The sequence below is a fragment of the Microbacterium meiriae genome (assembly GCF_032364335.1).
GTDB lineage: Bacteria > Actinomycetota > Actinomycetes > Actinomycetales > Microbacteriaceae > Microbacterium > Microbacterium meiriae.
The window spans coordinates 3,135,397-3,158,996 of record NZ_CP133984.1 but is presented as its reverse complement, the minus strand read 5'-3'; the positions used below and the strand labels follow the sequence as shown (position 1 = coordinate 3,158,996).

Annotated in this window: 26 protein-coding genes; 11 read left to right on the top strand and 15 right to left on the bottom strand. The window is 70.8% G+C overall.

The window, feature by feature from the left end:
• Positions 1-133: 133 nt before the first annotated feature.
• Together RI211_RS15440 and RI211_RS15435 are read left to right on the top strand one after the other, a co-directional pair.
• The gene (locus RI211_RS15440; RefSeq protein WP_187662547.1) at positions 134-892 is read left to right on the top strand and encodes an SDR family NAD(P)-dependent oxidoreductase; all 759 of its coding nucleotides are present in this window, start codon (positions 134-136) and stop codon (positions 890-892) included.
• A gap of 80 nt (positions 893-972) precedes the next feature.
• Positions 973-1,806, top strand: coding sequence for an SDR family oxidoreductase (locus tag RI211_RS15435; RefSeq protein WP_315636407.1), 834 nt, complete (start codon positions 973-975; stop codon positions 1,804-1,806).
• 98 nt (positions 1,807-1,904) lie between these two features.
• On the opposite strand, the gene RI211_RS15430 is transcribed toward RI211_RS15435, so the two are convergent.
• Genes RI211_RS15430 through RI211_RS15420 form a run of 3 tightly spaced genes read right to left on the bottom strand, consistent with a single transcriptional unit; the run spans position 1,905 to position 4,025 of the window.
• On the bottom strand, positions 1,905-2,654 hold the full coding sequence (locus tag RI211_RS15430; protein ID WP_268777022.1) for a sulfite exporter TauE/SafE family protein: 750 nt from the start codon (positions 2,652-2,654) through the stop codon (positions 1,905-1,907).
• A complete protein-coding gene (locus RI211_RS15425; RefSeq protein ID WP_315636404.1) occupies positions 2,651-3,349 on the bottom strand; it encodes an ankyrin repeat domain-containing protein in 699 nt (232 codons plus the stop codon). The genes RI211_RS15430 and RI211_RS15425 overlap by 4 nt, the downstream gene beginning before the upstream one ends.
• A gap of 37 nt (positions 3,350-3,386) precedes the next feature.
• Positions 3,387-4,025 carry a bifunctional 4-hydroxy-2-oxoglutarate aldolase/2-dehydro-3-deoxy-phosphogluconate aldolase gene (locus tag RI211_RS15420; protein ID WP_187662544.1) on the bottom strand — a complete coding sequence of 213 codons (639 nt, stop codon included), beginning with the start codon at positions 4,023-4,025 and terminating at the stop codon, positions 3,387-3,389.
• 131 nt (positions 4,026-4,156) lie between these two features.
• Here RI211_RS15420 and rlmN point away from each other — a divergent pair, with 131 nt between their 5' ends.
• Positions 4,157-5,446: a dual-specificity RNA methyltransferase RlmN gene (gene rlmN / locus RI211_RS15415; protein ID WP_232089110.1), complete on the top strand. Its 1,290-nt coding sequence runs from the start codon at positions 4,157-4,159 to the stop codon at positions 5,444-5,446.
• Here the strand turns inward: rlmN and RI211_RS15410 are convergent.
• On the bottom strand, positions 5,395-6,018 hold the full coding sequence (locus RI211_RS15410) for an NAD(P)H-dependent oxidoreductase (protein ID WP_315636401.1): 624 nt from the start codon (positions 6,016-6,018) through the stop codon (positions 5,395-5,397). The two genes, rlmN and RI211_RS15410, sit on opposite strands and share 52 nt — an antisense overlap.
• 64 nt (positions 6,019-6,082) lie before the next feature.
• Between RI211_RS15410 and RI211_RS15405 the strand changes: the two genes are divergently transcribed.
• Both RI211_RS15405 and RI211_RS15400 read left to right on the top strand, forming a co-directional pair.
• Positions 6,083-6,640 carry a TetR/AcrR family transcriptional regulator gene (locus RI211_RS15405; RefSeq protein ID WP_187662542.1) on the top strand — a complete coding sequence of 186 codons (558 nt, stop codon included), beginning with the start codon at positions 6,083-6,085 and terminating at the stop codon, positions 6,638-6,640.
• Between the two features lie 120 nt (positions 6,641-6,760).
• The gene (locus tag RI211_RS15400) at positions 6,761-8,239 is read left to right on the top strand and encodes a DUF4407 domain-containing protein (protein WP_315636398.1); all 1,479 of its coding nucleotides are present in this window, start codon (positions 6,761-6,763) and stop codon (positions 8,237-8,239) included.
• Here RI211_RS15400 and RI211_RS15395 read toward each other — a convergent pair.
• On the bottom strand, positions 8,227-8,481 hold the full coding sequence (locus RI211_RS15395) for a hypothetical protein (protein WP_315714370.1): 255 nt from the start codon (positions 8,479-8,481) through the stop codon (positions 8,227-8,229). The genes RI211_RS15400 and RI211_RS15395 overlap by 13 nt on opposite strands.
• A 79-nt stretch (positions 8,482-8,560) precedes the next feature.
• On the opposite strand from RI211_RS15395, the gene RI211_RS15390 reads away from it, so the two are divergent.
• Genes RI211_RS15390 through RI211_RS15380 form a run of 3 tightly spaced genes read left to right on the top strand, consistent with a single transcriptional unit; the run spans position 8,561 to position 11,628 of the window.
• The gene (locus RI211_RS15390; RefSeq protein WP_315636394.1) at positions 8,561-10,054 is read left to right on the top strand and encodes an aminotransferase-like domain-containing protein; all 1,494 of its coding nucleotides are present in this window, start codon (positions 8,561-8,563) and stop codon (positions 10,052-10,054) included.
• A 9-nt stretch (positions 10,055-10,063) separates the two neighbouring features.
• On the top strand, positions 10,064-10,561 hold the full coding sequence (locus tag RI211_RS15385; protein ID WP_187662538.1) for a hypothetical protein: 498 nt from the start codon (positions 10,064-10,066) through the stop codon (positions 10,559-10,561).
• 53 nt (positions 10,562-10,614) lie between these two features.
• Complete coding sequence (locus RI211_RS15380; RefSeq protein WP_187662537.1) at positions 10,615-11,628, top strand: aldo/keto reductase family protein; 1,014 nt, start codon at positions 10,615-10,617, stop codon at positions 11,626-11,628.
• 66 nt (positions 11,629-11,694) lie between these two features.
• Here the strand turns inward: RI211_RS15380 and RI211_RS15375 are convergent, their stop codons facing one another.
• The 4 genes from RI211_RS15375 to RI211_RS15360 all read right to left on the bottom strand — a co-directional run bounded on the left by RI211_RS15375 (position 11,695) and on the right by RI211_RS15360 (position 16,173).
• Entirely contained in the window at positions 11,695-12,615 is a 921-nt protein-coding gene (locus RI211_RS15375; RefSeq protein WP_197971853.1) for a carbohydrate ABC transporter permease, read from the bottom strand.
• A complete protein-coding gene (locus RI211_RS15370) occupies positions 12,612-13,559 on the bottom strand; it encodes a carbohydrate ABC transporter permease (RefSeq protein ID WP_187662536.1) in 948 nt (315 codons plus the stop codon). Before RI211_RS15370 ends, RI211_RS15375 begins: the two co-directional genes overlap by 4 nt.
• 3 nt (positions 13,560-13,562) lie before the next feature.
• Positions 13,563-14,876 carry an ABC transporter substrate-binding protein gene (locus RI211_RS15365; RefSeq protein ID WP_071329191.1) on the bottom strand — a complete coding sequence of 438 codons (1,314 nt, stop codon included), beginning with the start codon at positions 14,874-14,876 and terminating at the stop codon, positions 13,563-13,565.
• Positions 14,877-14,937: 61 nt separating this feature from the next.
• A complete protein-coding gene (locus RI211_RS15360) occupies positions 14,938-16,173 on the bottom strand; it encodes an aminotransferase class V-fold PLP-dependent enzyme (protein ID WP_315636388.1) in 1,236 nt (411 codons plus the stop codon).
• Between the two features lie 166 nt (positions 16,174-16,339).
• Here RI211_RS15360 and RI211_RS15355 point away from each other — a divergent pair, with 166 nt between their 5' ends.
• Positions 16,340-17,017, top strand: coding sequence for a FadR/GntR family transcriptional regulator (locus RI211_RS15355; RefSeq protein WP_085605550.1), 678 nt, complete (start codon positions 16,340-16,342; stop codon positions 17,015-17,017).
• A gap of 104 nt (positions 17,018-17,121) precedes the next feature.
• On the opposite strand, the gene RI211_RS15350 is transcribed toward RI211_RS15355, so the two are convergent.
• The 5 genes from RI211_RS15350 to RI211_RS15330 are packed head-to-tail and all read right to left on the bottom strand — an operon-like array spanning position 17,122 to position 20,935.
• Positions 17,122-17,637: a glycine cleavage system transcriptional repressor gene (locus RI211_RS15350; RefSeq protein WP_187662533.1), complete on the bottom strand. Its 516-nt coding sequence runs from the start codon at positions 17,635-17,637 to the stop codon at positions 17,122-17,124.
• Positions 17,638-17,658: 21 nt separating this feature from the next.
• Positions 17,659-18,717 (bottom strand): PLP-dependent cysteine synthase family protein, encoded by a 1,059-nt coding sequence (locus tag RI211_RS15345; RefSeq protein ID WP_187662532.1) that lies wholly within the window; start codon positions 18,715-18,717, stop codon positions 17,659-17,661.
• 24 nt (positions 18,718-18,741) lie between these two features.
• The gene (locus RI211_RS15340) at positions 18,742-19,554 is read right to left on the bottom strand and encodes a GntR family transcriptional regulator (protein ID WP_315636384.1); all 813 of its coding nucleotides are present in this window, start codon (positions 19,552-19,554) and stop codon (positions 18,742-18,744) included.
• Positions 19,554-19,958, bottom strand: a complete 405-nt coding sequence (gene rbsD, locus RI211_RS15335; protein WP_187662530.1) for a D-ribose pyranase — start codon at positions 19,956-19,958, stop codon at positions 19,554-19,556. The genes RI211_RS15340 and rbsD overlap by 1 nt, the downstream gene beginning before the upstream one ends.
• 14 nt (positions 19,959-19,972) lie before the next feature.
• Positions 19,973-20,935, bottom strand: coding sequence for a ribokinase (locus RI211_RS15330; RefSeq protein WP_315636381.1), 963 nt, complete (start codon positions 20,933-20,935; stop codon positions 19,973-19,975).
• Positions 20,936-21,053: 118 nt separating this feature from the next.
• Between RI211_RS15330 and RI211_RS15325 the strand changes: the two genes are divergently transcribed.
• On the top strand, positions 21,054-21,716 hold the full coding sequence (locus RI211_RS15325) for a transaldolase family protein (RefSeq protein ID WP_315636379.1): 663 nt from the start codon (positions 21,054-21,056) through the stop codon (positions 21,714-21,716).
• 4 nt (positions 21,717-21,720) lie between these two features.
• Here RI211_RS15325 and RI211_RS15320 read toward each other — a convergent pair whose 3' ends face one another.
• Complete coding sequence (locus RI211_RS15320) at positions 21,721-22,398, bottom strand: FadR/GntR family transcriptional regulator (RefSeq protein WP_315636377.1); 678 nt, start codon at positions 22,396-22,398, stop codon at positions 21,721-21,723.
• Between the two features lie 47 nt (positions 22,399-22,445).
• On the opposite strand from RI211_RS15320, the gene RI211_RS15315 reads away from it, so the two are divergent.
• The gene (locus RI211_RS15315; RefSeq protein WP_315636375.1) at positions 22,446-23,345 is read left to right on the top strand and encodes an amidohydrolase family protein; all 900 of its coding nucleotides are present in this window, start codon (positions 22,446-22,448) and stop codon (positions 23,343-23,345) included.
• The last annotated feature ends 255 nt before the right edge of the window (positions 23,346-23,600 follow it).

Genomic DNA, 23,600 nt, shown 5'->3' with positions numbered 1-23,600 from the left:
CGTCCATCCTGCCGGAACGCCGGTGTCGTAGGCTCGGGGGCGACGCGGCAGGCCTGCGGTGACACCAAGAACCGCATAGGCTGGGACTGCGTTCCATGCATGTCGCACGACGACGTTCGAAGGAGAACATCAGATGCAGATCAGCGGACAGGGGGCCCTCGTCACCGGCGGCGCCTCCGGACTCGGACTGGCCACCGCCCGTCGGCTCACGGCCGCGGGCGCGCACGTCACCATCATCGACCTCGCCTCGTCGAAGGGGGAGGAGGTCGCGGCGGAGCTCGGCGGTCTCTTCGTCCCCGCCGACGTGACGAGCGTCGACGAGGTCAAGGCCGCCGTCGCCGCCGCACAGGCCGCCGCACCGCTACGGGTCGTCGTGAACTGCGCCGGCATCGCCCCGCCCGCCAAGGTGCTCGACCGGGACGGCACCCCCGCCGTCCTCGCCGACTTCGAGCGGATCGTCCGGATCAACCTCGTCGGCACGTTCAACGTGATCTCCCAGGCCGCCGCCGTCATCGCCGCGAACGAGCTGCACGACGAGGAGCGGGGCGTGGTCGTGAACACGGCGAGCGTCGCCGCGTTCGACGGGCAGATCGGGCAGCCGGCGTACTCGGCCTCCAAGGGCGGGGTGCACGCGATGACCCTGCCGATCGCCCGCGAGCTCGCCCGCCACGCCATCCGGGTGTGCACCATCGCCCCCGGGATCATGGAGACGCCGATGCTCATGGGGCTGCCGCAGGAGGCGCAGGACTCGCTCGGCCAGCAGGTGCCGTTCCCCGCTCGCCTCGGACGCCCCGACGAGTACGCCGCCCTCGTGCAGCAGATCGTCGAGAACGGCTACCTCAACGGCGAGACCATCCGCCTCGACGGTGCCATCCGCATGGCCCCGCGGTGACCCCTCCCGGCGTTCGAATCGCCTGAATGACCCGATTCGAGCCGGAAATCCAGCCAATCACGCGATTCGAAACGAGAACCATGAGCACACTCGCCGGAAAGACCATCCTCATGTCGGGCGGCAGCCGCGGGATCGGCCTCGCGATCGCCCTGCGCGCGGCCGCGGACGGCGCGAACATCGCGATGCTCGCCAAGACCGACTCCCCGCACCCGAAGCTCGAGGGCACCGTGCACAGCGCGGCCGAGCAGATCCGCGCCGCCGGCGGTCAGGCGCTGCCGATCGTGGGCGACGTGCGGGACGACGACCACATCGCCGAGGCCGTCATGAAGACGCAGGGCGAGTTCGGCGGGATCGACATCGTCCTCAACAACGCCAGCGTCATCGACCTCTCCCGGTCGCTCGACCTCTCCGCCAAGAAGTACGACCTGATGCAGGACGTGAACGTCCGCGGCACGTTCATGCTCTCCCGGGCCGCGGTGCCCATCCTCAAGGACGCCGAGAACCCGCACATCCTCTCACTCTCGCCGCCCCTGAACCCCACCCCGAAGTGGCTGGGCGCGCACACCGGGTACACGCTGGCGAAGTACGGGATGACGATGGTCACGCTCGGACTCGCGGCGGAGTTCGCGGCCGACGGCATCGCCGCCAACACACTGTGGCCGCGCACGACGATCGCGACGGCCGCGGTGCAGAACCTCCTCGGCGGGGACAAGGTGATGGCCGCGAGCCGGACGGCGGACATCTACGCCGACGCCGCCTATGCCGTGCTCACCCAGCCGGCGCGCACGTACACGGGGCAGTCGCTGATCGTGGAGGATGTGCTCGAGGCGAACGGCGTCACCGACTTCTCGGGCTACGCCGCCGTCCCCGGCACTCCGGACAGCGCGCTGTTCCCCGACATCTTCCTCGACTGACGCGCTTCGACAGGCTCGGCGACCCACCGCTGGGTCCCCGAGCCTGTCGAAGGGGTGGGTCCCTGAGCCCGTCGAAGGTCGCTGAGCCCGTCGAAGGGCTAGAGCAGCAGGTACACGGCACCGAGGACCGTCAGCACGATCACGATGCGGTCGAAGAGCCGCTGGTCCAGGCGCCGCGCCACCCGCAGGCCGAGCAGCGCGCCGAGCACCACGAGCGGCGCGAGGATCGCATCGGTGAGCAGCACGGGGCCGGTGAACAGCCCGATCCCGGCGAGGAACGGCACTTTGATCACGTTGATGATCGCGAAGAACCAGGCGGAGGTGCCGAGGAAAACCTGGACGGGCGTGCGGGTGGCGAGGAAGTACATCGACATCACCGGCCCGCCCGCGTTGGCCACCATGGTCGTGAAGCCGCCCAGCGTCCCGTAGACCCCGGCCAGCACCGCACCGCCCCTGGCCGCCGCCTCCTCCTCCGCCCTGGCCTTCCGCCACCGGCGCCACAGGGTCACGGCGATCATGAGCAGCAGGATCACGCCGATGGCGCGGCGAACGACCCCGTCTCCGGTCAGTGCGAGGAACGCGAAGCCGAAGAGGAGTCCTGCCACGACCGCCGGTGCGAGCCGCAGCAGCGTGGGCCAGTGCGCATGCCGTCGATAGGCGAGCAGCGCGAACACGTCACCCACCATGAGCAGCAGGAGTGTCGCCGCCGTGGAGGTCCGCGCCGGGAGCACGGCGGCGAACAGGGCGATCGCGAGGATGCTGCCGCCCGGAAGAGCGGTCTTCGAGATCCCGATGACGACCGCGGCCACGCCGAGAGCGGCCCAGGCCCAGGGATCGAGCGCTGTCACCGTCGGAGCTCGGCGACGATGGCGTCGTACCCGCGGGCGGCCGCGAGGTCGACCGGCAGCACGCCGTCGCCGTCGCGGATGGTCGCGTCGGCGCCGCCATCGAGGAGAGTGCGCACCACCTCGACGTACCGGGCGGAGCCGTCGCCGAGCACGATCGCCTCGTGCAGGGCGGTCCAGCCGAGGTTGTTGATGTGGTCCGGATCGACGCCCGCCTCCAGGAGGATCTCGACCGTCGGCAGCAGGCCGCGCTCGGACGCGGGGATCAGCGCCGTGCCGCCGAAGCGGTTCGTGCTGCGGAGGTCGGCCCCGTGCGCCAGGGTCATCCGCAGGATCTCGTCATGCCCGCGGGCGCCGGCGTAGAGATAGGCGGAGTCCTGGATGTCGTCCTTCGCGTTCACGTCGGCGCCGGCCTCGATCAGGAGCCGTGCCGCGTCGACGCGGTTCGCCTTGGTGGCCGCGACCAGGGGAGTCATGCCGCCGTCGCCGCGGGCCTCGATGTCGGCGCCCGCGTCGAGCGCGCGGCGGACCGCGTCAGCGTCGCCCGCGGCGGCCGCAGCGAGCAGGTCGGATGTGGCGTCGGTCATGGGAGCCTCCGGGGTCGGTGGTGCGGGATGCGACGGCGCGGCCGTGCAGGCCGAGGCGAGCAGCAGCGCGCCCGCGAGCGCGACAGCCGCCGCCACCCGTCGCATCCGCATGCATCCGGTATACCAAATGATCCCAGAGGTGGGCGGTTCAGCCTCGCGTGGCAGCGAGGGCGGCCGCGAACCGCGAGGCCCGCTGCTCGATGTCCGCCCAGTCCGCGTTCGCGATGGCGGTGCCGTTCGCGAGGTCTCCACCGGCTCCCACGGCGACAGCGCCCGCCGCGAACCAGTCGGCGAGGTTGTCGGGCTTCACGCCGCCCGTGGGCATCAGCGGGGCGTCGGGGAACGGTCCGCGCAGCGCCCCGAGGTAGGCGGGGCCGCCGAGCGAGGCGGGGAATATCTTCACGACGTCGACCCCGAGCTCGAGTGCGCCCATGACCTCGGTCGGCGTCATCGCGCCGGTCATCACGACGCGGTCGGTGTCGAGCATGGCGCGCGTGAGATCGGGAAGGGTTCCCGGGCTGACGAGGAACGCGGCGCCCGCGTCGGCGGCCTGGGTCGCCTGCTCCGACGTCGTGACGGTGCCGGCGCCGATGTACGCGGCGTCTCCGTGACGGGCGATGAGTTCGCGGATCACGGCCGGGGCGTCCGGAGTCGAGAAGGTCACCTCGATGCCGGAGACGCCGCCGCGGATGATCGCCTCCGAGGCCTCCAGGGCCAGTTCCGGCGACGGGGCGCGGAGGACGGCGAGGATGCCGGTGGTGCGGGCGCGGGCGAGACGGTCGGACATGCTGCTCCTTGATCGAGGGGACGGGCCCATTCTTCCGCACCGCAACTTGTCATTACAAGTAGCCGTGGAGCGGCGAGGGAAGAGGGGTCGTGCCCAGGTGCCTCCCACCCGCATCCCGGTACCCTGGAGGGATGGCCGAGAACCCCCGCACACCCGAGACGCGCTCCGCGACAGCGCCCGCGTCGTCCCGTTCGGGGGCGATCCGCGAGACCCGTACCCCGCAGGTGCGCCCCGCGACCGAGGGCTGGACCCAGAAGAAGGACGCGGAAGGGCGCCCCCTGCTGCAGTTCGCGAGCCCGAAGCGCGGCAAGCCGCCGGTCCACCTCGCCGACCTCACCCCGGCCGAGCGCATCGAGAAGGTGAAGGAACTCGGGCTCCCCGGCTTCCGTGCCAAGCAGCTCGCCACCCACTACTTCCGGCACTACACGTCCGACCCCGCGGAGATGACCGACCTCCCCGCCGGTATCCGCGACGAACTGGTCGCCGGCATGCTTCCGCCCCTCATGACCGAGGTGCGACGACTGGAGACCGACCGCGGCGACACCATCAAGTTCCTGTGGCGTCTGCATGACGGTGCTCTCGTCGAGTCCGTCCTCATGCGCTATCCCGGCCGCATCACGCTCTGCGTGTCGAGCCAGGCCGGCTGTGGCATGAACTGCCCGTTCTGCGCCACCGGGCAGGCGGGACTGACCCGGAACATGTCCACCGCGGAGATCATCGAGCAGATCGTCCGGGCCAACCGGGCCATCGCCAACGGTGAGCTGGGCGGCAAGAAGCGCGACGACCACAGCATGGAGCGCGTCTCCAACATCGTCTTCATGGGGATGGGAGAGCCGCTCGCCAACTACAAGCGCGTCATGGACGCGGTGCGCACCATGGTCGCCCCGCAGCCCGATGGTCTCGGTATGAGCGCGCGTGGCATCACGGTGTCCACCGTGGGTCTCGTGCCCGCGATCCGGAAGCTCGCCGACGAGAACATCCCCGTCACGTTCGCCTTGTCGCTGCACGCCCCCGACGACCACCTTCGCGACGAGCTCATCCCCGTGAATTCGCGGTGGAAGGTCGACGAGGCGCTCGATGCGGCCTACGACTACTACGCCAAGACCGGTCGTCGGGTGTCCATCGAGTACGCACTCATCAAGGACATGAACGACCATGCGTGGCGGGCCGACCTGCTGGCGGAGAAGCTCAACCAGCGCGGTCGCGGGTGGGTGCACGTGAACCCGATCCCGCTGAACCCGACGCCGGGTTCGATCTGGACGTCGTCGGAGAAGGACGTCACGGACGAGTTCGTGCGGCGGCTGAACGATGCCGGCATCCCGACGACCCTCCGCGACACCCGTGGCAAGGAGATCGACGGCGCCTGCGGTCAGCTCGTGGCGACGACCGAGGACGAGGCTGCTGCCGCTGCCCTGGCCTGACGCGCGCGGTCGCGAGCCGCATCCGCCGCGCCGAGTCGCTCGGCCCGGTCGAGCCATCCGGTGATGGTCGCAGGGCGAGCGTGCTTCACGCCCAGCATCCGCGTTGTGCGGACGGCGCGGATGCCGCAGAAGTGCAGAGTGTTGCGGGCGACCTGGGTGTGCGCGGGCATTCCGGTGAACGGCACGGCGTACCAGGGCGTGTCCGCGAGCAGGAGCAGCCGGCCGTGCCGCGCCGGGAGGAGCCCCTGGGGGAGTCCGCGCTTCGTGTAGCGGTACTCCTGCTGGGGGAGGAGGGTGCGGTCGAAGAACCCTTTGAGCAGTGCGGGCACCGAGCCCCACCACAGCGGGGTGGTGACCACGAGCGCATCGGCTTCGTGGAGCGCGCGCCGCGCGTCGACGAGGTCGGGCTCGAGCGTCATGCGCTCCCGGTAGCCGAATCGCAGGTTCGGGTCGAAGTCGAGGTCGCGCAGCGCGAGCAGGCGCGCATCGCCGTGGCCGTCCGCGTAACGACGGGCGAGGGCGGCGGTGAGCGAGCGGGCGTCGGGGTGGCCGTCGATGACGAGTGCGGACATGCGGTTCCTATCTGGACAGTGTCAACCTGGTTGGACAGTGTCAACATAGGAAACAATGTTGCTTATGTCAAGTTCGAAGGACGGCTACCACCACGGTGATCTGGCGCGTGCGCTCGAGGACGCCGCGATGCGGCTGCTCGAGACGAGACCGGCCGCCGAGATCAGCCTCCGCGAAGTGGCGCGCGCGGCGAACGTCAGCCACAACGCCCCCTATCACCACTTCTCCGATCGCCTCGGGCTGCTCAAGGCCCTGGCCGAGCGGAGCATGGCCGACCTCCTCCGGCAGGTGCGTGTGGCGGCCCAGGGTGCCGCGACGCCGCACGACGCCCTCGTCGCCGGAGGATCGGCCTACATCCGCTTCGCCGTCGAGCATCCCCACGCGTTCGATGCCGTCTACGACCCCACCGTGTGCGTACCGGGGTCTCCTACCGAGACCATGGCCCCGCTGATCGAGGCGCTCGAGGGCGTGCTCGCGGAGGCGGCCGCCGCGGCGGGGCTCGACCGCCCGGCGGACGTCGTGTCGCTGTGGGGGCTGATGCACGGCCTGGGCACCCTCGCCGCGGCCGGCCACTTCACGCTCGACGACGCCCTGTCCGCCTACGCGGCCTCTCTCACCCGCTGACTCTTTCGAGTCGCGCACCTTGCTCCATTCCCGGCCGAGATGGAGCGATCTGCGCGATTCGAAGGGTTCTCGCCCCGGTCTTCCACGGTATGCACAGGCGGAGTTTCGTAGATTGTCGGGATGCCCTATTCCGCCCACCGCCCGGGTCGCTTCGACTCGCAGGGTCGGATCATCATCGACGGCGACCCGAACGCCGAGACGGATGACCTCGACTTCCTGCGCGAGTACGAGCCGACCGGCGACACACCCGCGCAGCCCGACGTCGCGTCCGACGACCCGACGTCCGAGCCGGTGACGGCGCCCGACGCCCCGGTCGACGCGGAGCCCGCCCCCGACCGTCCGGCGCGCCCGCAGCGCGTCCGGAAGTCGCGTCGCCGGCGCACCGCCGCCGAACGCCTCCGTGCTCTCGCGATCCTCGGCGGGGCGGAGGGCGAGATCCTCGACCGGGTCCCCGGCGAGACCCCGCGCTTCGTGCAGATGTTCTTCGTGCTCGCCGGGACCGCCTTGGTCAGCGCGATCTCCATGCTCTTCGCCCTGACGACGGGGGTGCGCGCGGCGGTCTGGCTGGCCATCCCGCTCGCGATCGTGTGGGCACTGATCATCTTCAACCTCGACCGCTTCCTCACCTCGACCATGACGTCGACCCGCAACGTCTGGAAGCTCATCGGCCTCGCGATCCCCCGCGTCATCATGGCGGCGATCATCGGGTTCGTCGTCGCGGAGCCGCTCGTGCTGCAGATCTTCCACAACGACATCTCCCGGGAGGTCGCCGCGACCAACATCGTCCAGGCGCAGTCCGACCAGGAGGCGCTCGAGACCGGGCCCGAGAAGAAGGCGCTGGACGCGGCGTCCGAGCGCGTCGGGGCGCTCGAGAACCAGGCGGCGACGGGCATCGTCGCCGGGACCGAGTCGTCATCGGCCACGGAGTCCGCCGCCCAGTCCACGGTCGACGATCTGACGGCCAAGCTCACGGAGCAGCAGGCCGTGATCGACCAGGCGCGGACGCTGTATCAGTGCGAGCTCACCGGCGAGGGCGCCGGCACCGTTCCCGGCTGCACCGGTGTGAACGGCGAGGGGGCGAGCTCGCAGGCCGCGCAGGCCCAGCTCGCCGAGGCCCAGCAGACCTACGATGCACTGGCCGCCCAGCTCCGCACGGCCAACGAGGAGCTCGCCGCTGCCGGAAGCGCCGCCAAGGAGAACACCACGGCATCGGAGTCGCAGAACCGTCAGCAGGCGCAGGACGAGCTCCCCGCCGCGCGCGACACGTACGAGCAGGCGCTCGCGGCCTACAACGCCAGGGCGGACTCCGTGGCGCAGGGCAACGCCGGGGCGGTGGGACTGCTGAGCCAGATCAGCGGCCTCAACCGCCTGAGCGAGAAGGAGCCCACGATCCTGTGGGCGCACATCCTCATCGCGGCGCTGTTCTTCATGATCGAGCTGCTGCCCGTGCTGGTGAAGGTGCTCACGAGCTACGGCGACCCGAGCCTGTACGAGAAGGCGCTGGCCATCCGCAAGCAGGTCGCCCTGGACAGGGTGACGGCGGAGGGCTTCCGCGACCGCGCCGACATCGTCACCACTCCCGGGGCTCAGGTCACCTGACTCCTTTCGAATCGCTCACTGTGCTCCATCCCGGCCGGGTTCGGGATAAAGTGGGCGATTCGAACGCGGGAGAGGTCCCCGGACCGGGACGCCAGCGCGAGAGAACGGGTCAGGGCGACCGTCGACGGGGTGGTCTGCCACGGGGTACCGGTCACGTCGGCCTCGATGAGCGCCAGCGGCTGGCGGAGGGTGGGGTCGTGGGTGCGGGCGTCGTCGCCGAGCCAGTCGAGGAGTTCGCCCATGGTCCAATCCCGGTCGATTGGACCGAGATCGAGCCCGAAGCTGGTCGTGGGAACTGTCATTGGTCCAGAATCGAGTCTCATGGACACCCTCGACAGGGCCAATGCGACGCCGGTGGCCCACGGATCGGCCCCCGGCCCTCTCGTCCAGGGCGGGGAGGTCTCCGCGGCCGCGCTCGCCGCACGCCTCGGCCGCTGGGCCCATGGCGACGGCACCCTCTCCACCCGACTCGCTGCAGGGATCGCCGCCCTGATCGGCAGTGGTGAGCTGCGCCCCGCCGACCGCCTGCCTGCCGAACGCGCCCTCGCCGCGGTGGTCGCGGTCTCGCGGGGCACGGTCGTGTCCGCCTATGCGTCCCTCGCGGAGCAGGGTCTCGTGGAGCGCCGACAGGGCAGTGGGACGAGGGTGTCGGGGGCGAGGACGGCGCCCGCGGCCGACCGCCGTCCGGGACGTGGCGAGGCGCTGTTCTCGGCACTCCCCAACGCGATCGACCTGCTCCGCACGGTCCCGCAGATCCCGGACCTCGGGGTGCAGCTCATCCGCGACCACCAGCCGAGGCTCGACCTCGCCCTGCTCCCGGAGACCGACCCCGCGGGTCTCCCGGCCCTCCGCGAACTCATCGCCGACATGTACCGCGCCGAGGGGACGCCGACCACGCCCGAGCAGATCCTCGTGACCCACGGCGCGCAGCAGGCCATCAGCCTCGTCGTCAACGCGCTCGTGGAGCCGGGGGACGTCGTCCTCGCGGAGGAGATCACGTGGCCGGGCGTGACCGACTCCGTGGGGTTGCGCGGCGGGACGGTCCACGGCGTGCCGATGGGGGCGGACGGCCTCGACGTCGATGCGCTGGAGCAGGCGATCGCCCGGCTGCGTCCCGTGCTCGTCGCGCTCAACCCGCACCACCAGAACCCGACGGGGACGCGTCTGCCCGGGGCGGCGCGGCATCGTGTGGCCGAGCTCGCCGCGCAGTACGGGGTGCCCGTGATCGAGGACCGCGTCGTCGCCGGCATCTCGTTCGACGGGATCGTGCCGCCCACGCTGGCCTCGGAACGGCCGGACGCCCCGGTGCTCGTCGTCGAGTCCGTGTCGAAGTGGGCCTGGGCCGGGCTGCGGATCGGGTGGCTGCGCGCCGACCCCGTCCTGGTCCGACGGCTGCGCGGTGCGCGCCAGCTCGCCGATCAGTCCACGAGCGTGCCCGGCCAGCTCCTCGCCCTCGACCTCATCGCCCACGCGACGGAGCTCCGGCGCGCCAACAGTCGCGTGCACCGGGAACGCCTCCTCCTGTTGCAGGACCTGATGGCCGCGCACGTACCGGACTGGACCTACGACGCTCCGCGGGGCGGACTCTCGCTGTGGGCGGCGCTGCCGCGGGGCTCCGCGTCCGCACTCGCGCGAATCGCTGCGGCGCACGGGGTCTCCATCGCGGGCACCGGGGCCTTCGCGGTCTCGGCCGCCGCCCCGGACGACCACGTGCGTCTGCCGTTCACCGCGCCGGACGACGTGCTCACCGAGGGGGTGCGCCGCTTGGGCGACGCCTGGCGCGAGTACCGGGAGACTCTCAGCAGCCCTGCCTAGGGTGACCGCATGACACCGGTGCCGCGCCCCACCCTCTGGATCTGCGTCGCGGGCGTGCTCGCCGTCACCGCGTACGCCGCGCTCGCCGCCGTGCAGATCCTCGTGCTGAACCCGCTCGCCGCGGCGCCGGGCGGCCTCTCCCTCGACGAGGTCAGGGCCGCGATGTCGAACGCCGGAGAGAGCCTCATGCCGCAGACCGTCCTCGGCATCCTCGGCGCGGGTGTGTGCCTGGGAGTCGGGACGGCGGTCGTCTGCCTCCTCACGCGGGCTCCGGCGGTGGTGGCCGGCATGACCTTCCTCGCGCTGCTCATGGGCGGGGCGCCGGCCTACTTCGTCGCGTCGTTCGGCCCTGGCATGGGGCTCGCCGACACCTTCGGCATCAGCGGCGCCGATGCCTCCCCGTGGGCGCTGCCCCTGTACGCGGTCAGCGCGCTCTCCGCGGTCGGGGTGCTGGTCGGGGCCGCGGTCACGTCCCGCCGCCGCGGGCCTTCGCCCGCCACCGCCTGATGATCGCGGCCGATCCGGCCCGCCGGTCCCCCTGGCGGGACTAGCGTTGGTCCATGGTCAACTATCGCTATCTCGGCAACAGCGGTCTCAAGGTCTCGGAGATCACCTACGGCAACTGGGTCACGCACGCCTCGCAGGTCGAGGACGACGCCGCGGTCAAGACCGTGCACGCCGCCCTGGATGCCGGCATCACCACGTTCGACACCGCGGACACGTACGCCAACACGGCCGCCGAGGTCGTGCTCGGCAAGGCCTTGGAGGGTCAGCGTCGCGAGAGCCTCGAGATCTTCACGAAGGTCTACTTCCCGACCGGTCCCAAGGGTCCGAACGACACCGGCCTGAGCCGCAAGCACATCATGGAGTCGATCAACGGCTCGCTGCAGCGTCTCGGCACCGACTACGTCGACCTGTACCAGGCGCACCGCTTCGACCACGAGACCCCGCTGGAGGAGACGTTCCAGGCCTTCGCCGACATCGTGCGGCAGGGCAAGGCGCTCTACATCGGCGTCTCGGAGTGGACCGCGGAGCAGCTCCGCGACGGGCACGCGCTGGCGAAGCAGCTCGGCATCCAGCTCATCTCGAACCAGCCGCAGTACTCGATGCTGTGGCGGGTCATCGAGGGCAAGGTCGTCCCCGCGTCGGAGGAGCTCGGCATCTCGCAGATCGTCTGGTCGCCGATGGCGCAGGGCGTGCTCAGCGGCAAGTACCTGCCGGGGCAGCCGGTGCCGGAGGGCTCGCGGGCGACCGACCAGAACTCGGGCGCGGGCTTCATCAAGAGCTTCCTGCAGGACGACATCCTCACCGCGGTGCAGCGCCTCAAGCCGATCGCGGAGCAGGCGGGGCTGTCGATGCCGCAGCTCGCGATCGCGTGGGTGCTGCAGAACCCGAACGTCGCGGCGGCCCTCGTCGGCGCCTCCCGCCCGGAGCAGCTCGCCGACACGGTCAAGGCCTCCGGCGTGAAGCTCGACGCCGACACGATGACCGCGATCGACGAGGCCCTCGGCGACACGGTCAACCGCGACGCCGAGCACACGTACTCGGTGTCGCCGAAGTCCCGGCTCGTCTAAGCCTTCGAAGAGCGCAAATGGTCCCATTCCGCGACGGAATGGGACCATTTGCGCTCTTCGGGCGGGTTACTCCTTGACGGCTCCGGCCGTGAGGCCCTGGACGATCCAGCGGCTGGCGAGGGCGAACATCACCATCGTCGGGAGGATGGTCAGCACGGCCGCGGCGCTCATGGAGCCCCAGTCGATGTTGAACGTGGAGATGAAGCCGTTCAGCGCCGATGGGACCGTGCGGTTCGCGTCGGTGTTCATCAGCACGACCGACAGGAACAGCTCGTTCCAGCAGTTCACGAAGTTGAAGATGAACGCCGCGATGATGCCGGGCGTCATCACCGGCACGAGCACCCGGAACAGGGCACCCAGGCGCGAGCAGCCGTCGATCATCGCCGCCTCCTCCAGCGCGTCGGGGACGTTCTCGAAGAAGCCCCGCAGCATGACCGTGGAGAACGGGATGCAGATCGCGATGTAGACGAGGATGAGCCCCGGCTTGGTGTCGACGAGTCCCAGGTCGGTCATCATCGAGTACAGCGGTCCCAGGGCGATGAACGCCGGGATCATCTGCGTCAGCAGGAACGCGATGAGCACCGCCCCCTTGCCGCGGAACTCGAACCGCGCCAGCACGTACGCACTGAGCAGCGCGATGAGCGTCGCCACCGCGCCGGCCGACACCGCCACGATGGCCGAGTTGGCCAGGAACGTCCCGAACGAGCTCTTCTCGAACAAGCTCGTGAAGTTGTCCAGCGAGGGCTCGCTCGGCCAGTACTCGATCGGGAAGCGGTTGATCGTGCCCGGCGACTTGAACGCGGTGAGCGTGATCCAGTACAGCGGGAACAGCGTGATGAGCAGCCACAGCCCCAGGCCGACGACACGCACCACGCCGCCCACCGTCACCCGGGGCTTCGGGCGCGGGGCGGCCTTCGGGTCGGGCACCGTGATGCGGCGCGTCTCGGTGACCGAGGACCCGGTCCGGACGGATGAGGTGATGGTCATCGCTGCACTCTCCGCATCGCCATCAGGTAGAACGCGCAGAACACCATGAGGAACGCCACGACGATGAGCCCGATGGCGCTCGCGATGCCGTAGTTGCCCTGCTGCGTGTAGTTGATCATCCACGTCGTGATGATGTGGGTCTGGTTGGCCGGGCCGCCGTTGGTCATCGCGTAGATGATGTCGGGGAAGTTGAAGATCCAGATCACGCGCAGCAGGATCGTCAGCAGCAGCGTCATCGAGATGTACGGGATGATGATCGAGAACAGCTGCCGCACCTTGCCGGCGCCGTCGAGGCTCGCCGCCTCCAGCATCTCGTCCGGCACCGACTGCAGGGCCGCGAGGATCATGATCGCGAAGAAGGTCACGCCGTACCAGATGTTCGCGACGATCACGGCGAACATCGCGAGCTTCGGATCGGCCAGCCACGGCAGCGGCGCGTCGATCAGCCCCGCCTTCATGAGCAGGTCGTTGACGACGCCGAACTCGGCGTTGAACATCCAGCGGAACAGCATGCCGATCAGGAAGCCGGACACCGCCCACGGGAAGAACACCAGCGCCTGGTAGAGCCCGCGGAAGCGGAATCGCTTGCGCAGGGCGAGAGCGATGAGGAAGCCGATCACGAGCTGCGGCACGAGCGAGCCGACCACCCAGAGCACGGAGTTCCACGCCACGGTCGGGAACGCCGGGTCCCGGAAGACGGCGAGGAAGTTGTCGATGCCGACGAACGGGGTCGACGTCAGGTCCCACAGGTTCCAGTCGTGGAACGCCATGCGGGCGCCCTGCAGCATCGGCCAGTACGTGAACCAGCAGACGAAGACGATCGCCGGCGCGAGGAACGCCAGCAGGGTGAGCGCAGTGCGACCCCGGAAGGGGCGACGACGCGATGCCGGGGAGGCCCCGCCGGCGGTGCCGACGGAGCCCCCTTCACGGATGGTGCGGGCCACGGATCAACCCTTCTCCGCGGCGTACTTCTCGGTCCAGAACGCGTCCCACGAGGCGAGGAGGTCCTTCGTGGACATGTTGCCGAGCAGCACGCTCTGCACGTCCTGGTCGGACTTCTGGATCCACTCGGTCCACCAGCTCACCCCGCGCGGCTGACGCACGTTGACGTACGTCTCCGGGTCTTCGGTCATGGTGACGTAGCTCGTCCAGGGGCCGGTCGAGTAGAACTCGTCGTCCGCGGCGGCCGCGATGATCGGGACGAGGCTGTTCGCCTGCGCGAACTCGGTGGCGGGCTCGGCCGACGACAGGAACTCGACGAGCTTGACCGCCGCCTCCTTGTGCTCGCTGTTCTCCGCGACGCCCCAGCCGGCGACGGCGAGGGGCTGCGCGGCCTTGCCGGACGGGCCGACGAGCAGCGGGGCGGTGTCCCACTGGTCTTCGGTCAGCGAGGAGTCCTGCACCGTCGCGATGACCTCGGGGTCCTGCAGCAGGAACGCGGTGGTGCCGTTCGTGAACCCGGCGACCATCTCGGGGTAGCCCCACGAGACGGCAGACGGCGGCGAGGCCTCCTTGAAGAGGTCGAAGTAGTCGTCGACCGCCTCCTGGGCCTCGGGCGCGGCGAAGATCGTCGAGCCGTCCTCCATGAGGAACGCGTCCTCCGTGTCGAGGCCGTCGATCGTGTAGGCCTCGATCGCCGCGACGACGTTGCTGTTGGCGTTCTGGCCGCCGCGGAAGGCGTAGCCGTAGATGTTGTTCGACGGGTCCTGGATGGCGGACGCCTGCTCCAGCAGGTCCTTCCAGCTGTGCGGCGGGCCGTCGAAGCCGGCCTGCTCGACGAGGTCCGTGCGGTAGAAGAGCGACAGGCCGTAGAAGCCGTAGGGGACGAAGTAGCTCTTGCCGTCCTCCGCGACCGATGCCGACTGCGCGTTCTCGGTCAGGGCGTCCCAGCCGTCCCACTTCTTCAGATCGGCGCCGAGGTCGTAGAGCCAGCCGTTGTTCGCGAACGGCCCGACGGTGATGTCGCGCACCTCGAGCACGTCGACGCCCTTGCCGGACTGCAGCATCTGCTGGATCTTCTGGTCGGCCTGCTCGGTGGGCGGGGAGACCAGGGTGACGGTGATGTCGGGGTTGTCCTTCTCGAACTCGTCGAGCAGTCCGCGGAGCAGCTCGGTGCGCGCCGGGTTCGTCAGGCTCTCGACCATCTGGAGCGTGACGCTGCCGTCGCCGCCGGACGAGCCGGAGCCTCCGGAGCATCCGGTGAGTGCGAGGACGGCGACGGTGCCGACTCCGGCTGCGGTCGTCAAGATCTTGTTCTTCACGATGTGCCTCTCGGTGGGGGTGGGTGGGTGTTCGGGTGGGTCGTGCGGGAGGTGATGCGGGTCAGGGGAGGATGAGGGCGTCCGCGGGGCGGATGCCGGCGCGGCGCAGGATCGCCGGGACGCAGCGCTCGACGAACGCCTCGACGTCGGCGGCCTCGGTGTACAGGTGCGCGGAGAGGCGGAAGTAGCCGACGCCGCGGAAGCTCGTGAACGCGGTCTCCACGCCGACCTCGTCGAGGAGGTCCATGCGCAGCGCGTCGGCCTCCTCGCGGGTGGCACCGAGGCCGAGCGGCAGCCGGATGAGGCGCATGGACGGCACCGGTGAGGGGAGCGGGGTCAGCGGGTCCTCGTCGCCGAACGGGCGCAGGGCCTCGGCGATGAGCTCGGCCCCCGCGTCGGCGCGCGCTGCCATGGCTTCGCGGGCGGCCGCCCATCCGAACTCGGCCTCGATGAACTCGATCGCGGTGGGGGTGGCGAGGTACGTCGTGGCGTCGATCGTGCCCTGGGTGTCGAAGCGCTCGGGGTACGGCTCCCGCGCGGCCCAGGAGTCGATCAGTGGCCAGAGTTCGTCGCGGTCGGGGGCGGTGGTGACCAGGAGGGCGGAGCCGCGCGGGGCGCAGGGCCACTTGTGCAGGTTGCCGAACCACCAGTCGCCGCCGGCGACGGCCGCCGCGTCCGGGATGAGGCCGGGAGCATGGGCGCCGTCGACGAGGGTGCGCACGCCGCGCTCGGCCGCGAGGTCGGCGATGCGGCGGGTCGGCAGCAGGCGAGCGGTGGGCGAGGTGATCTGGTCCACGACGAGCAGCCGCGTGCGCGGGGTGAGGGCGTCGGCGAACAGCTCCACGATCTCGTCGTCATCGGCGAGCAGGGGCAGGGCGACCGTGCGGACGGCGGCGCCGAACCGGCGGGCGAGGCGCTCGGCTCCCATGGTGATGGCGCCGTAGCCCTGGTCGGTGACGAGGATCTCGTCGCCGCTCTCGAGCTGGAGGGCGTTGTAGACGACGGTGGCCGCGGCGGAGGCGTTGGGCACGAACACGCTGTCCTCCGCGCGGGCGCCGACGAACGGAGCCGTCCGCTCCCTCGCCTCCTGCACCCGCTCCGCGATGCGCGGGAACCACTCGACGGGGCTCAGGTCGGCGCGGCGGCGCAGGGTGTCCTGATGGGCGACCACCACCGACGGCACCGCCCCGAAGGACCCGTGGTTGAGGTGGATCACGGTCGGGTCGAGAGGCCAGGCGTCGCGCGCCCGCAGGCCGGAGTTCAGCGTGAGCGGAGCGGGGAACTGCGGAGCGGGCATCGGACCTCATCGGTGAGTGGGGGCGAGTTGTTGCACAACTTTGCCACACGGCTTCGGTTTTGGCTACGAAACCGCGAAGATGAAACATAGTTGTCATACGAGTTTGCGGCCGCCGGTGTGTCCGACAGACTTCACGAGGGGTGGGGGAGTGGCGGAGAGGATGACGATGAGCGCACTCGACACGGCGCTGCACGGGCTGCGGGCCCTCATCGCCGACGGCGCTCTGCGCCCCGGCGACCGGCTGCCGAGCGAGGGAGAGCTGTGCGAACGGCTCGGCGTCTCACGGGGATCGCTCCGCGAAGCCATCCGCACCCTCGCCGCACTGGGCGTGCTGGAGACGCGGCACGGCTCCGGGAGCTACGTCAGCGAGCTCCGCGCGGCCGACCTCATCGGCAGTCTCTCGCTCACGGTCGGGCTGCTGCCGATGGCGGGGGTGCTGGAGCTGACGGAGCTCCGACGGGTGCTCGAGCCCCATGCGGCGGCGCTCGCCGCGGCCCGCATCGACGAGGACACGGTGGCCGCACTCGACGAGGTGCTCACGGAGATCGAGTCGACGACGGACTTCGAGGCGCAGTCCCGCCTCGACCATGAGTTCCACATGGCCATCTCCTCGGTCGCGGGCAACGAGGCCCTGACCAGCCTGATCGACGTGCTGCGCTCCCGTTCCCGGGCCTACCGGATCTCCGACCCCGAGGACGCCGCGGAGCTCAAGATCCACTCCGACGCCGGCCACCGCGCGATCCTGCGCGGCCTCGCCGCCGCGGATCCGGTGGCAGCCTCCGCCGCCGCGTCCGCCCACGTCGCCTACACCGAGTACTGGGTGCGGCGGTACTCCGGCCTCTGACTCCTGGTTTCCCGGCCGAGCCACCCTCTTTCGTGCGCCCCGGCCCTATTCGGACGTCCGGAAGGGGGTGGGCGGCACCGAAGGGGGTGGGTCGGCGAACGGGGTCAGCCGAGGGTGATGTCGACCTGGATCTCCGACGCGAGGCGCTCGAGGTCGGCGCGCAGGGCGTCGAGGTCGACCGTCGGCGGGACCTTCGCGATCACCGAGGCCTCGAACAGCCGCCCGCCGGCCATCGCGGCCTCCCGGGTCTCGGTCGTGAGCTCCTCGATGCTCAGGGCGTGCGCGTTCAGGACCGCCGACACCTCCCGCACGATGCCGGGGCGGTCGTTGCCGAGCACCTGCATCACGATCAGCTGCTCCTCGTCCTCCGACGGCCCCGGCGTGCCGGTGAGCACCGACAGCGTGAGCAGCCCCTGGCCCTGGATCGCCCGGAGCGCGGTCTCGAGCTCCCCCGTGCGCTCCGTCGGCACGGACACCTCGATGACACCCGCGAACGTGCCGGCGAGCTCGGCGAGGGAGCTGTTCTCCCAGTTGCCGCCGTGGGCATCGACGACATCGGCGACGGCGGCCACGAGGCCAGGACGATCGGCACCCGCGACGGTGAGGATGAGTGTGGTCATGGGGTCAGCGTAACCCGGGGATCACTCCGCCCAGACGCCGGTCTCCAGGAACCGCTCCAGCCGCGCACGGTGCGGGGCGAGGTCCCACCCCTGCTGCGCCACCCACTCGTCGGAGTAGTACGTGCCGGCGTAGCGCACACCGCTGTCGCAGATGAGGGTCACGACGCTGCCGGTCTCGCCGGCGGCACGCATCCGGGCGATGAGCTGGAACGCGCCGTAGAGGTTCGTGCCGGTGGAGCCGCCCGCCCAGTGCAGGGTGCGCTCGCGGAGGAGGCGGATCGCGGCGATGGAGCCCGCGTCCGGCACCTGGATCATCTCGTCGATCACGGACGGCACGAACGAGGCCTCCACCCGCGGCCGCCCGATGCCCTCGATGCGGCTGGGCCGCCCGGCCGGCGGGTCGACCGTCCCCGCCCAGCCGTCGTAGAAGGCCGAGCCCTCGGGGTCGACGACCGCGATCCGGGTGTCATGGCGGCGGTACTTCACATAGCGGCCGAACGTCGCGCTGGTGCCGCCGGTTCCGGCGCCCGTGACGATCCAGCGGGGGATCGGATGCCGCTCCTGGGCGAGCTGGCTGAACACGCTCTCGGCGATGTTGTTGTTGCCGCGCCAGTCGGTGGCGCGCTCCGCGAAGGTGAACTGGTCGAGGTAGTGCCCGGTGCAGTCCGCCGCCAGGCGCTGGGCCTCCGACGACATGTCCTCCGGGCGGTCGACGAAGTGGCAGGTTCCGCCGTAGAACTCGATGAGGTCGATCTTCTCCTGCACCGTCGACCGGGGCACGACGGTGATGAACTTCAGCCCCAGCATGCGGGCGAAGTAGGCCTCCGACACCGCGGTCGATCCGCTCGAGGACTCCACGAGGGTCGTGTCCTCACGGATGCGCCCGTTGACGAGCCCGTAGAGGAGGAGGGAGCGCGCGAGGCGGTGCTTGAGCGAGCCGGTCGGGTGCACCGACTCGTCCTTGAGGTAGAGGTCGATGCCCCACTCCGGCGGCAGCGGGAACAGGTGCAGGTGTGTGTCGGCGCTGCGGTTGGCATCGGCTTCCAGCAGGGCGATCGCGGTGCTGGTCCAGTCGCTCATGCCTCGAGCGTACCGGGGCCGCTGTCAGCCCACCGTGCCCGCGGGGGAGGCGCCGCCCGATCCGTCCACGTGCATCAACGACGCCTGGGACTGCTCCTGCTGGAGCTGGAACTCGAAGCGCGAGCGGTCGCCGCGGTGGTACGCGATGAAGTACTCGATCGGCACGCCGTGCTCACTGCGGCTGATGCTGCGCAGACGGAGGAGGGCGGAGCCGGCGCTCACACCGAGGTGCTGAGCCTGCTCGTGCGTGGCGACCGTCGCCTCGGCCGAGCGGACGCCGTGCGTGGCGATGATGCCGTGGTCGGCGAGCAGCCGGTACAGCGACGCCTCGGTGAGATCCGCGCCGAGCGTCACCGCCCCCACCGCCTCGGGCATCCACGTGGTCGAGAGCGACCAGGGCTCGCCGTCCACGTGTCGCAGCCGCTCCAGCACGATCACCGGCGATCCGACCGGCACCTCCAGGGCCAGGGCGACCTCCTCGTCCGCGATGGTCTGCTCGTGGCGGAGGACGTCGCTGTGCACATGGCCGCCGCGCCGCTCGACGTCGTCGTACAGCCCGACGAGCGTGTGCACGAGACTCTCGCTCGTGCGCGGGCGGGAGACGAACGTGCCCTTGCCCTTGACGCGCTCGACGAGTCCCTCGTGCTCGAGCTGCGCCAGCGCCTGCCGAACGACCGTGCGGGAGATGCCGTAGCGCTCGCACAGCCGGTGCTCGCCGGGAAGAGGATCGCCCGGCTGCAGACCGTCGCGGGCGATGCCGTCGATGATGAGCTGCCGGAGCTGGTCGTACATGGGCGCCGCGCTGTGGCGGTCGATGGCGTCCTCGATGAGGGACATCAGTACGCCACCCCCGCGTGCAGGATCACGTTCGCGTACGGGGTGAACTCCCCGGAGCGCACGAAGGCGCGGGCGGCGTGCGTGCGCCGCTTGAACTCGACGTGCGGGACCAGTTCGATCTCGAACCCCGCATCGGCGAAGCGCTCGCGCAGGGCGTCGAGCACCTCCGGGCTCTTCTCGGCGACCTCGGCCGACACCGTCGCGCCCTCGACGACGAGCTCCGCGAGCACCGTGTCGAGCACGTCGAGGAAGGCGGGGGCGCCGGGACGGTAGGCGAGGTCGATGCGCTCGGCGCCCGGCGGGATCGGCAGCCCGGCATCGGTCACGACGATCAGATCGGTGTGCCCGGTCTCGCTGATGACGCGGGAGAGCGCGGGGTTGATCGTGGTCGAGGTCTTGCGCATCGTGTGCTCCTGGTTCAGTTCGCGACGGGGGCCGCGGTGCGCGCGGCGAGGAAGGCCTCGACGTCGGCGCGTTGGGGGAGGCTGGGCGAGGCCCCCTGCTTCGTGACGGTGAGGGCGCCCGCGGCGGTCGCCAGCCGCACCGCATCGGTGAGGGCCGCTCCGCTCGCGAGCGCGGCGCCGAGGTAGCCGGCATAGGCGTCGCCCGCGGCGGTGGTGTCGACGGCCTCCACGGGGAACGGCGGGACGACGGTGGCGCCCTCGGCGGTGACGACGCACGACCCCTGTCCGGCCAACGTGATGACCGCGGCGCCCACACCCTGCTCCAGGAACCAATGTCCGGCGCGTTCGGCGGAGGCGGCGTCGGTCACCTGGATGCCGCTGATGAGCGATGCCTCGGTCTCGTTCGGGGTGACGATGTCGATGCTCCGCCAGATCTCCGCTGCCAGCTCCGCCGCCGGTGCCGGATCGAGGATCACGGTCATGCCGTGCTCGCGTCCCCGGGCGGTGATGTGGGCGGTCAGGGCGGACGGGGTCTCGAGCTGGGTGAGCAGCACCGAGGTCGTGGGGGCGAGCGCTGCGAGGGCCTCGTCGATCTGCTCGGTGCTCAGGGCGGCGTTCGCGAGCGGCACCATGACGATGTCGTTCTGCGCGGAGGCGTCGACGCGGATGTGCGCGATGCCGGTGGGGCCCGGGACGGTGCGCAGGTGCGCGAGGTCGACGCCGGCGGCGGTGAGACCGTCCACCACGAGGTCGTGGAACAGGTCGTCGCCGACGCAGCCGACGAAGCTCGTGCGGGCACCGGAGCGTCCGGCCGCGACGGCCTGGTTCGCGCCCTTGCCGCCGAGCATCAGCGTGAACTCGTCGCCGAGGATGGTCTCGCCGCGGGCCGGGAGCCGCTGGGAGAAGGTCGTGACGTCGGCCGTCACGCTGCCGACGATGACGACGCCGGAGCGGTCGCCGGGGTGTGCGGGTGTCATCTCGCTCCTGATCCTCCTCGACAGCGCGGGACTCCCGGTCTTTGACAAGGTTCGGGAGCTGTCATTACATTAGCCGAAGCCCCACCTGTAACGACAGGTTGCCCGCGAGGAGACCCCGATGACCGCGATCGCGCCCCGCCTGTACGTCGACAGCGCCGACACCGACCGTGTCGCGCGGCTGCTCTCCGCGGGGGTCGTGCACGGTGTCACGACGAACCCCACGATCCTCGAGCGTGGCGGGCGGACGGTTGGGGAGATCCCCGACCTCTACGCCCGCTGGGTGGACGAGGGCGCACGGGAGGTGTTCTTCCAGACGTGGGGTGGCGACACGGAATCCTTCCTGCGGAACGCGGAGGGCATCCGGGCGCTCGGCGACCGGGTGGCAGTCAAGGTGCCCGCGACTGCAGCCGGTTTCGCGGCGGCCTCGGCCCTCGTCCGGGACGGGGCCACCGTCCTCGTCACGGCGGTCTACTCCGTCGCGCAGGCGCTCGCGTGCGCTTCGATCGGTGCCCAGTACATCGCGCCCTACCTCGGGCGCATGCGCGACGCGAGCATGGACGGCGACGCCCTCATCGCCCGGATGCAGGAGATGTGCGCGGGCAGCGCCTCCAACGTCCTCGCCGCGTCGCTGCGGACGGCCGATGACATCACCGGGCTGCGCGCTGCCGGCGTCCCCTACTTCACCGCCGCGCCCGACGTGCTCGACCAGCTGCTGTTCCACGAGGTCAGCGACAGCTCAGCGGCCGAGTTCGACGCCGCGATGGAGCGTCTCGGCGCCTGACGGGTCAGGCCGAGGCGGCCTGCCGCAACCACCGCTCGACACCCGCGATGTGGGCCGTGGCGAGGGAGGTGGCCAGTGCTGAGTCGCGCTGGGCGATGGCATCGGCGATGGCGCGGTGCTCCGACAGGGTGCGCTCCACGGCGCCGCCCTCGGTCAGCCCCCGCCACACCCGGGCCCGGACCGTCTGGCTGCTCAGGTGCTCGATGAGGCTCGCGAGGTAGGCGTTTCCCGCCATGCCCACGATCTCGCGGTGGAAGCGGATGTCGTGATCGACGAGCTCCTCGATGCCGACGGAGGCGTCGACGGCCTCCACCTCGTCCTGCAGGGCCGCGATCGCCACGTCCGTGCCCAGGGTCGCCGCGAGCCCGGTGGCCTGCGATTCGAGCATCCGGCGGACGGCGAACATCTCCAGCATCGAGTCGTCGTCGTGCATGTCCACGACGAACGCGATCGCCTCCAGCAGCAGGTGCGGCTCCAGGCTCGTGACATAGGTGCCGTCACCACGACGGACGTCGAGCACGCGGATGACCTCCAGCGCCTTGACCGCTTCGCGCATCGAGTTGCGGGAGAGGCCGAGGCGCTCGGACAGCTCCTTCTCCGGGGGCAGGCGATCGCCGGGGGCCAGTTCGCCCGACACGATCATCGCCTTGATCTTCTCGATCGCCTCGTCCGTCACTGCCATGGCGCTCATCCTCGCACAACATCCGATGTCTGCGGCAGGATGGGGGCATGCGCATCCTCGACTCGCACCTGCACCTGTGGGACCCGGAGGCCCTCGGGTACACGTGGCTCGAGGGACCGCTCGCGCGGCGCTTCGGTGCCGTCGAGCTCGAGCACGCGCGGGTCGCGTCGGCCTCGGACGAGCGGGCGGTGTTCGTGCAGGCCGAGACCGTCGAGGACGACCTCCTCGGCGAGGTGCGGTGGGTGGCAGGGCAGGCGGAAAGGCTCGGGGTGGTCGGCATCGTCGCCGGTGCTCGGCTCGACCGCGGCACCGATACCACGGTGCACCTGGAGAGCCTCACCGCGGAACCCCTCGTGGTCGGCGTGCGGCATCTGCTGCAGGGTGAGCCGGATGGCATGATGCTCTCGTCGGCCTTCGTCTCCGGGGCCCGCGAGGTCGCGGCGCGCGGGTGGACCTTCGACGCGTGCGTGCGTGCCGCGCAGCTTCCCGACGTCGCACGACTGTCCGGCGCGATCCCCGAGCTGCGGATCGTGCTCGATCACCTCGGCAAGCCGGAGGTGGGGACGGCTTCCGCCCCGCTCGCACCCTCCGTGGAGTGGGAGCGCGACCTCGCCGAGCTCGCGCGACACCCCGGGGTGTTCTGCAAGGTGTCCGGACTGCCCGCGGAGGCCGGAGGGGACTGGAGCCCGGCGCAGCTCGAACCCTTCCTCGACACCGCGGCCGACGTCTTCGGTCCCGAGCGCCTGATGTGGGGGAGCGACTGGCCCGTGTCGGCGGTCGGCCCCGCGGTGCCGGACGATCCCCGCGCGCCCGCCGACGGCTCTCCGGTGTATCAGCCGTCCGCCCGCAGCCGCTGGGCCGACGGCGTGGCGACGTGGGCCACGTCCCGCGGCATCGATCACGACGCCCTCTTCCACGCCACCGCCACCTCCTTCTACTCCCTCTAGCTCCCCTCCCCCCGCCCCTCCGCGGGGCGGGGGCAATATGCCGCCTCCGGAGCCCCGTCCAGGCCCGCTTTTGATCCCGGCCGGATGGGTGCCGTACCGCTCACGCTCGTCCCTCCTGGGCGCCTCGAGGCGTGCGGGATGGGAAACGGTCCGCGGCCGCCGCATCGAGGAGCGATTCTGGTCCCGCCCGCGCGGACACCCGTGTGCGGGATCAGAAAGGGGCGTGCGGGGGGAGTGGAGGGGCGGTTCTGATCC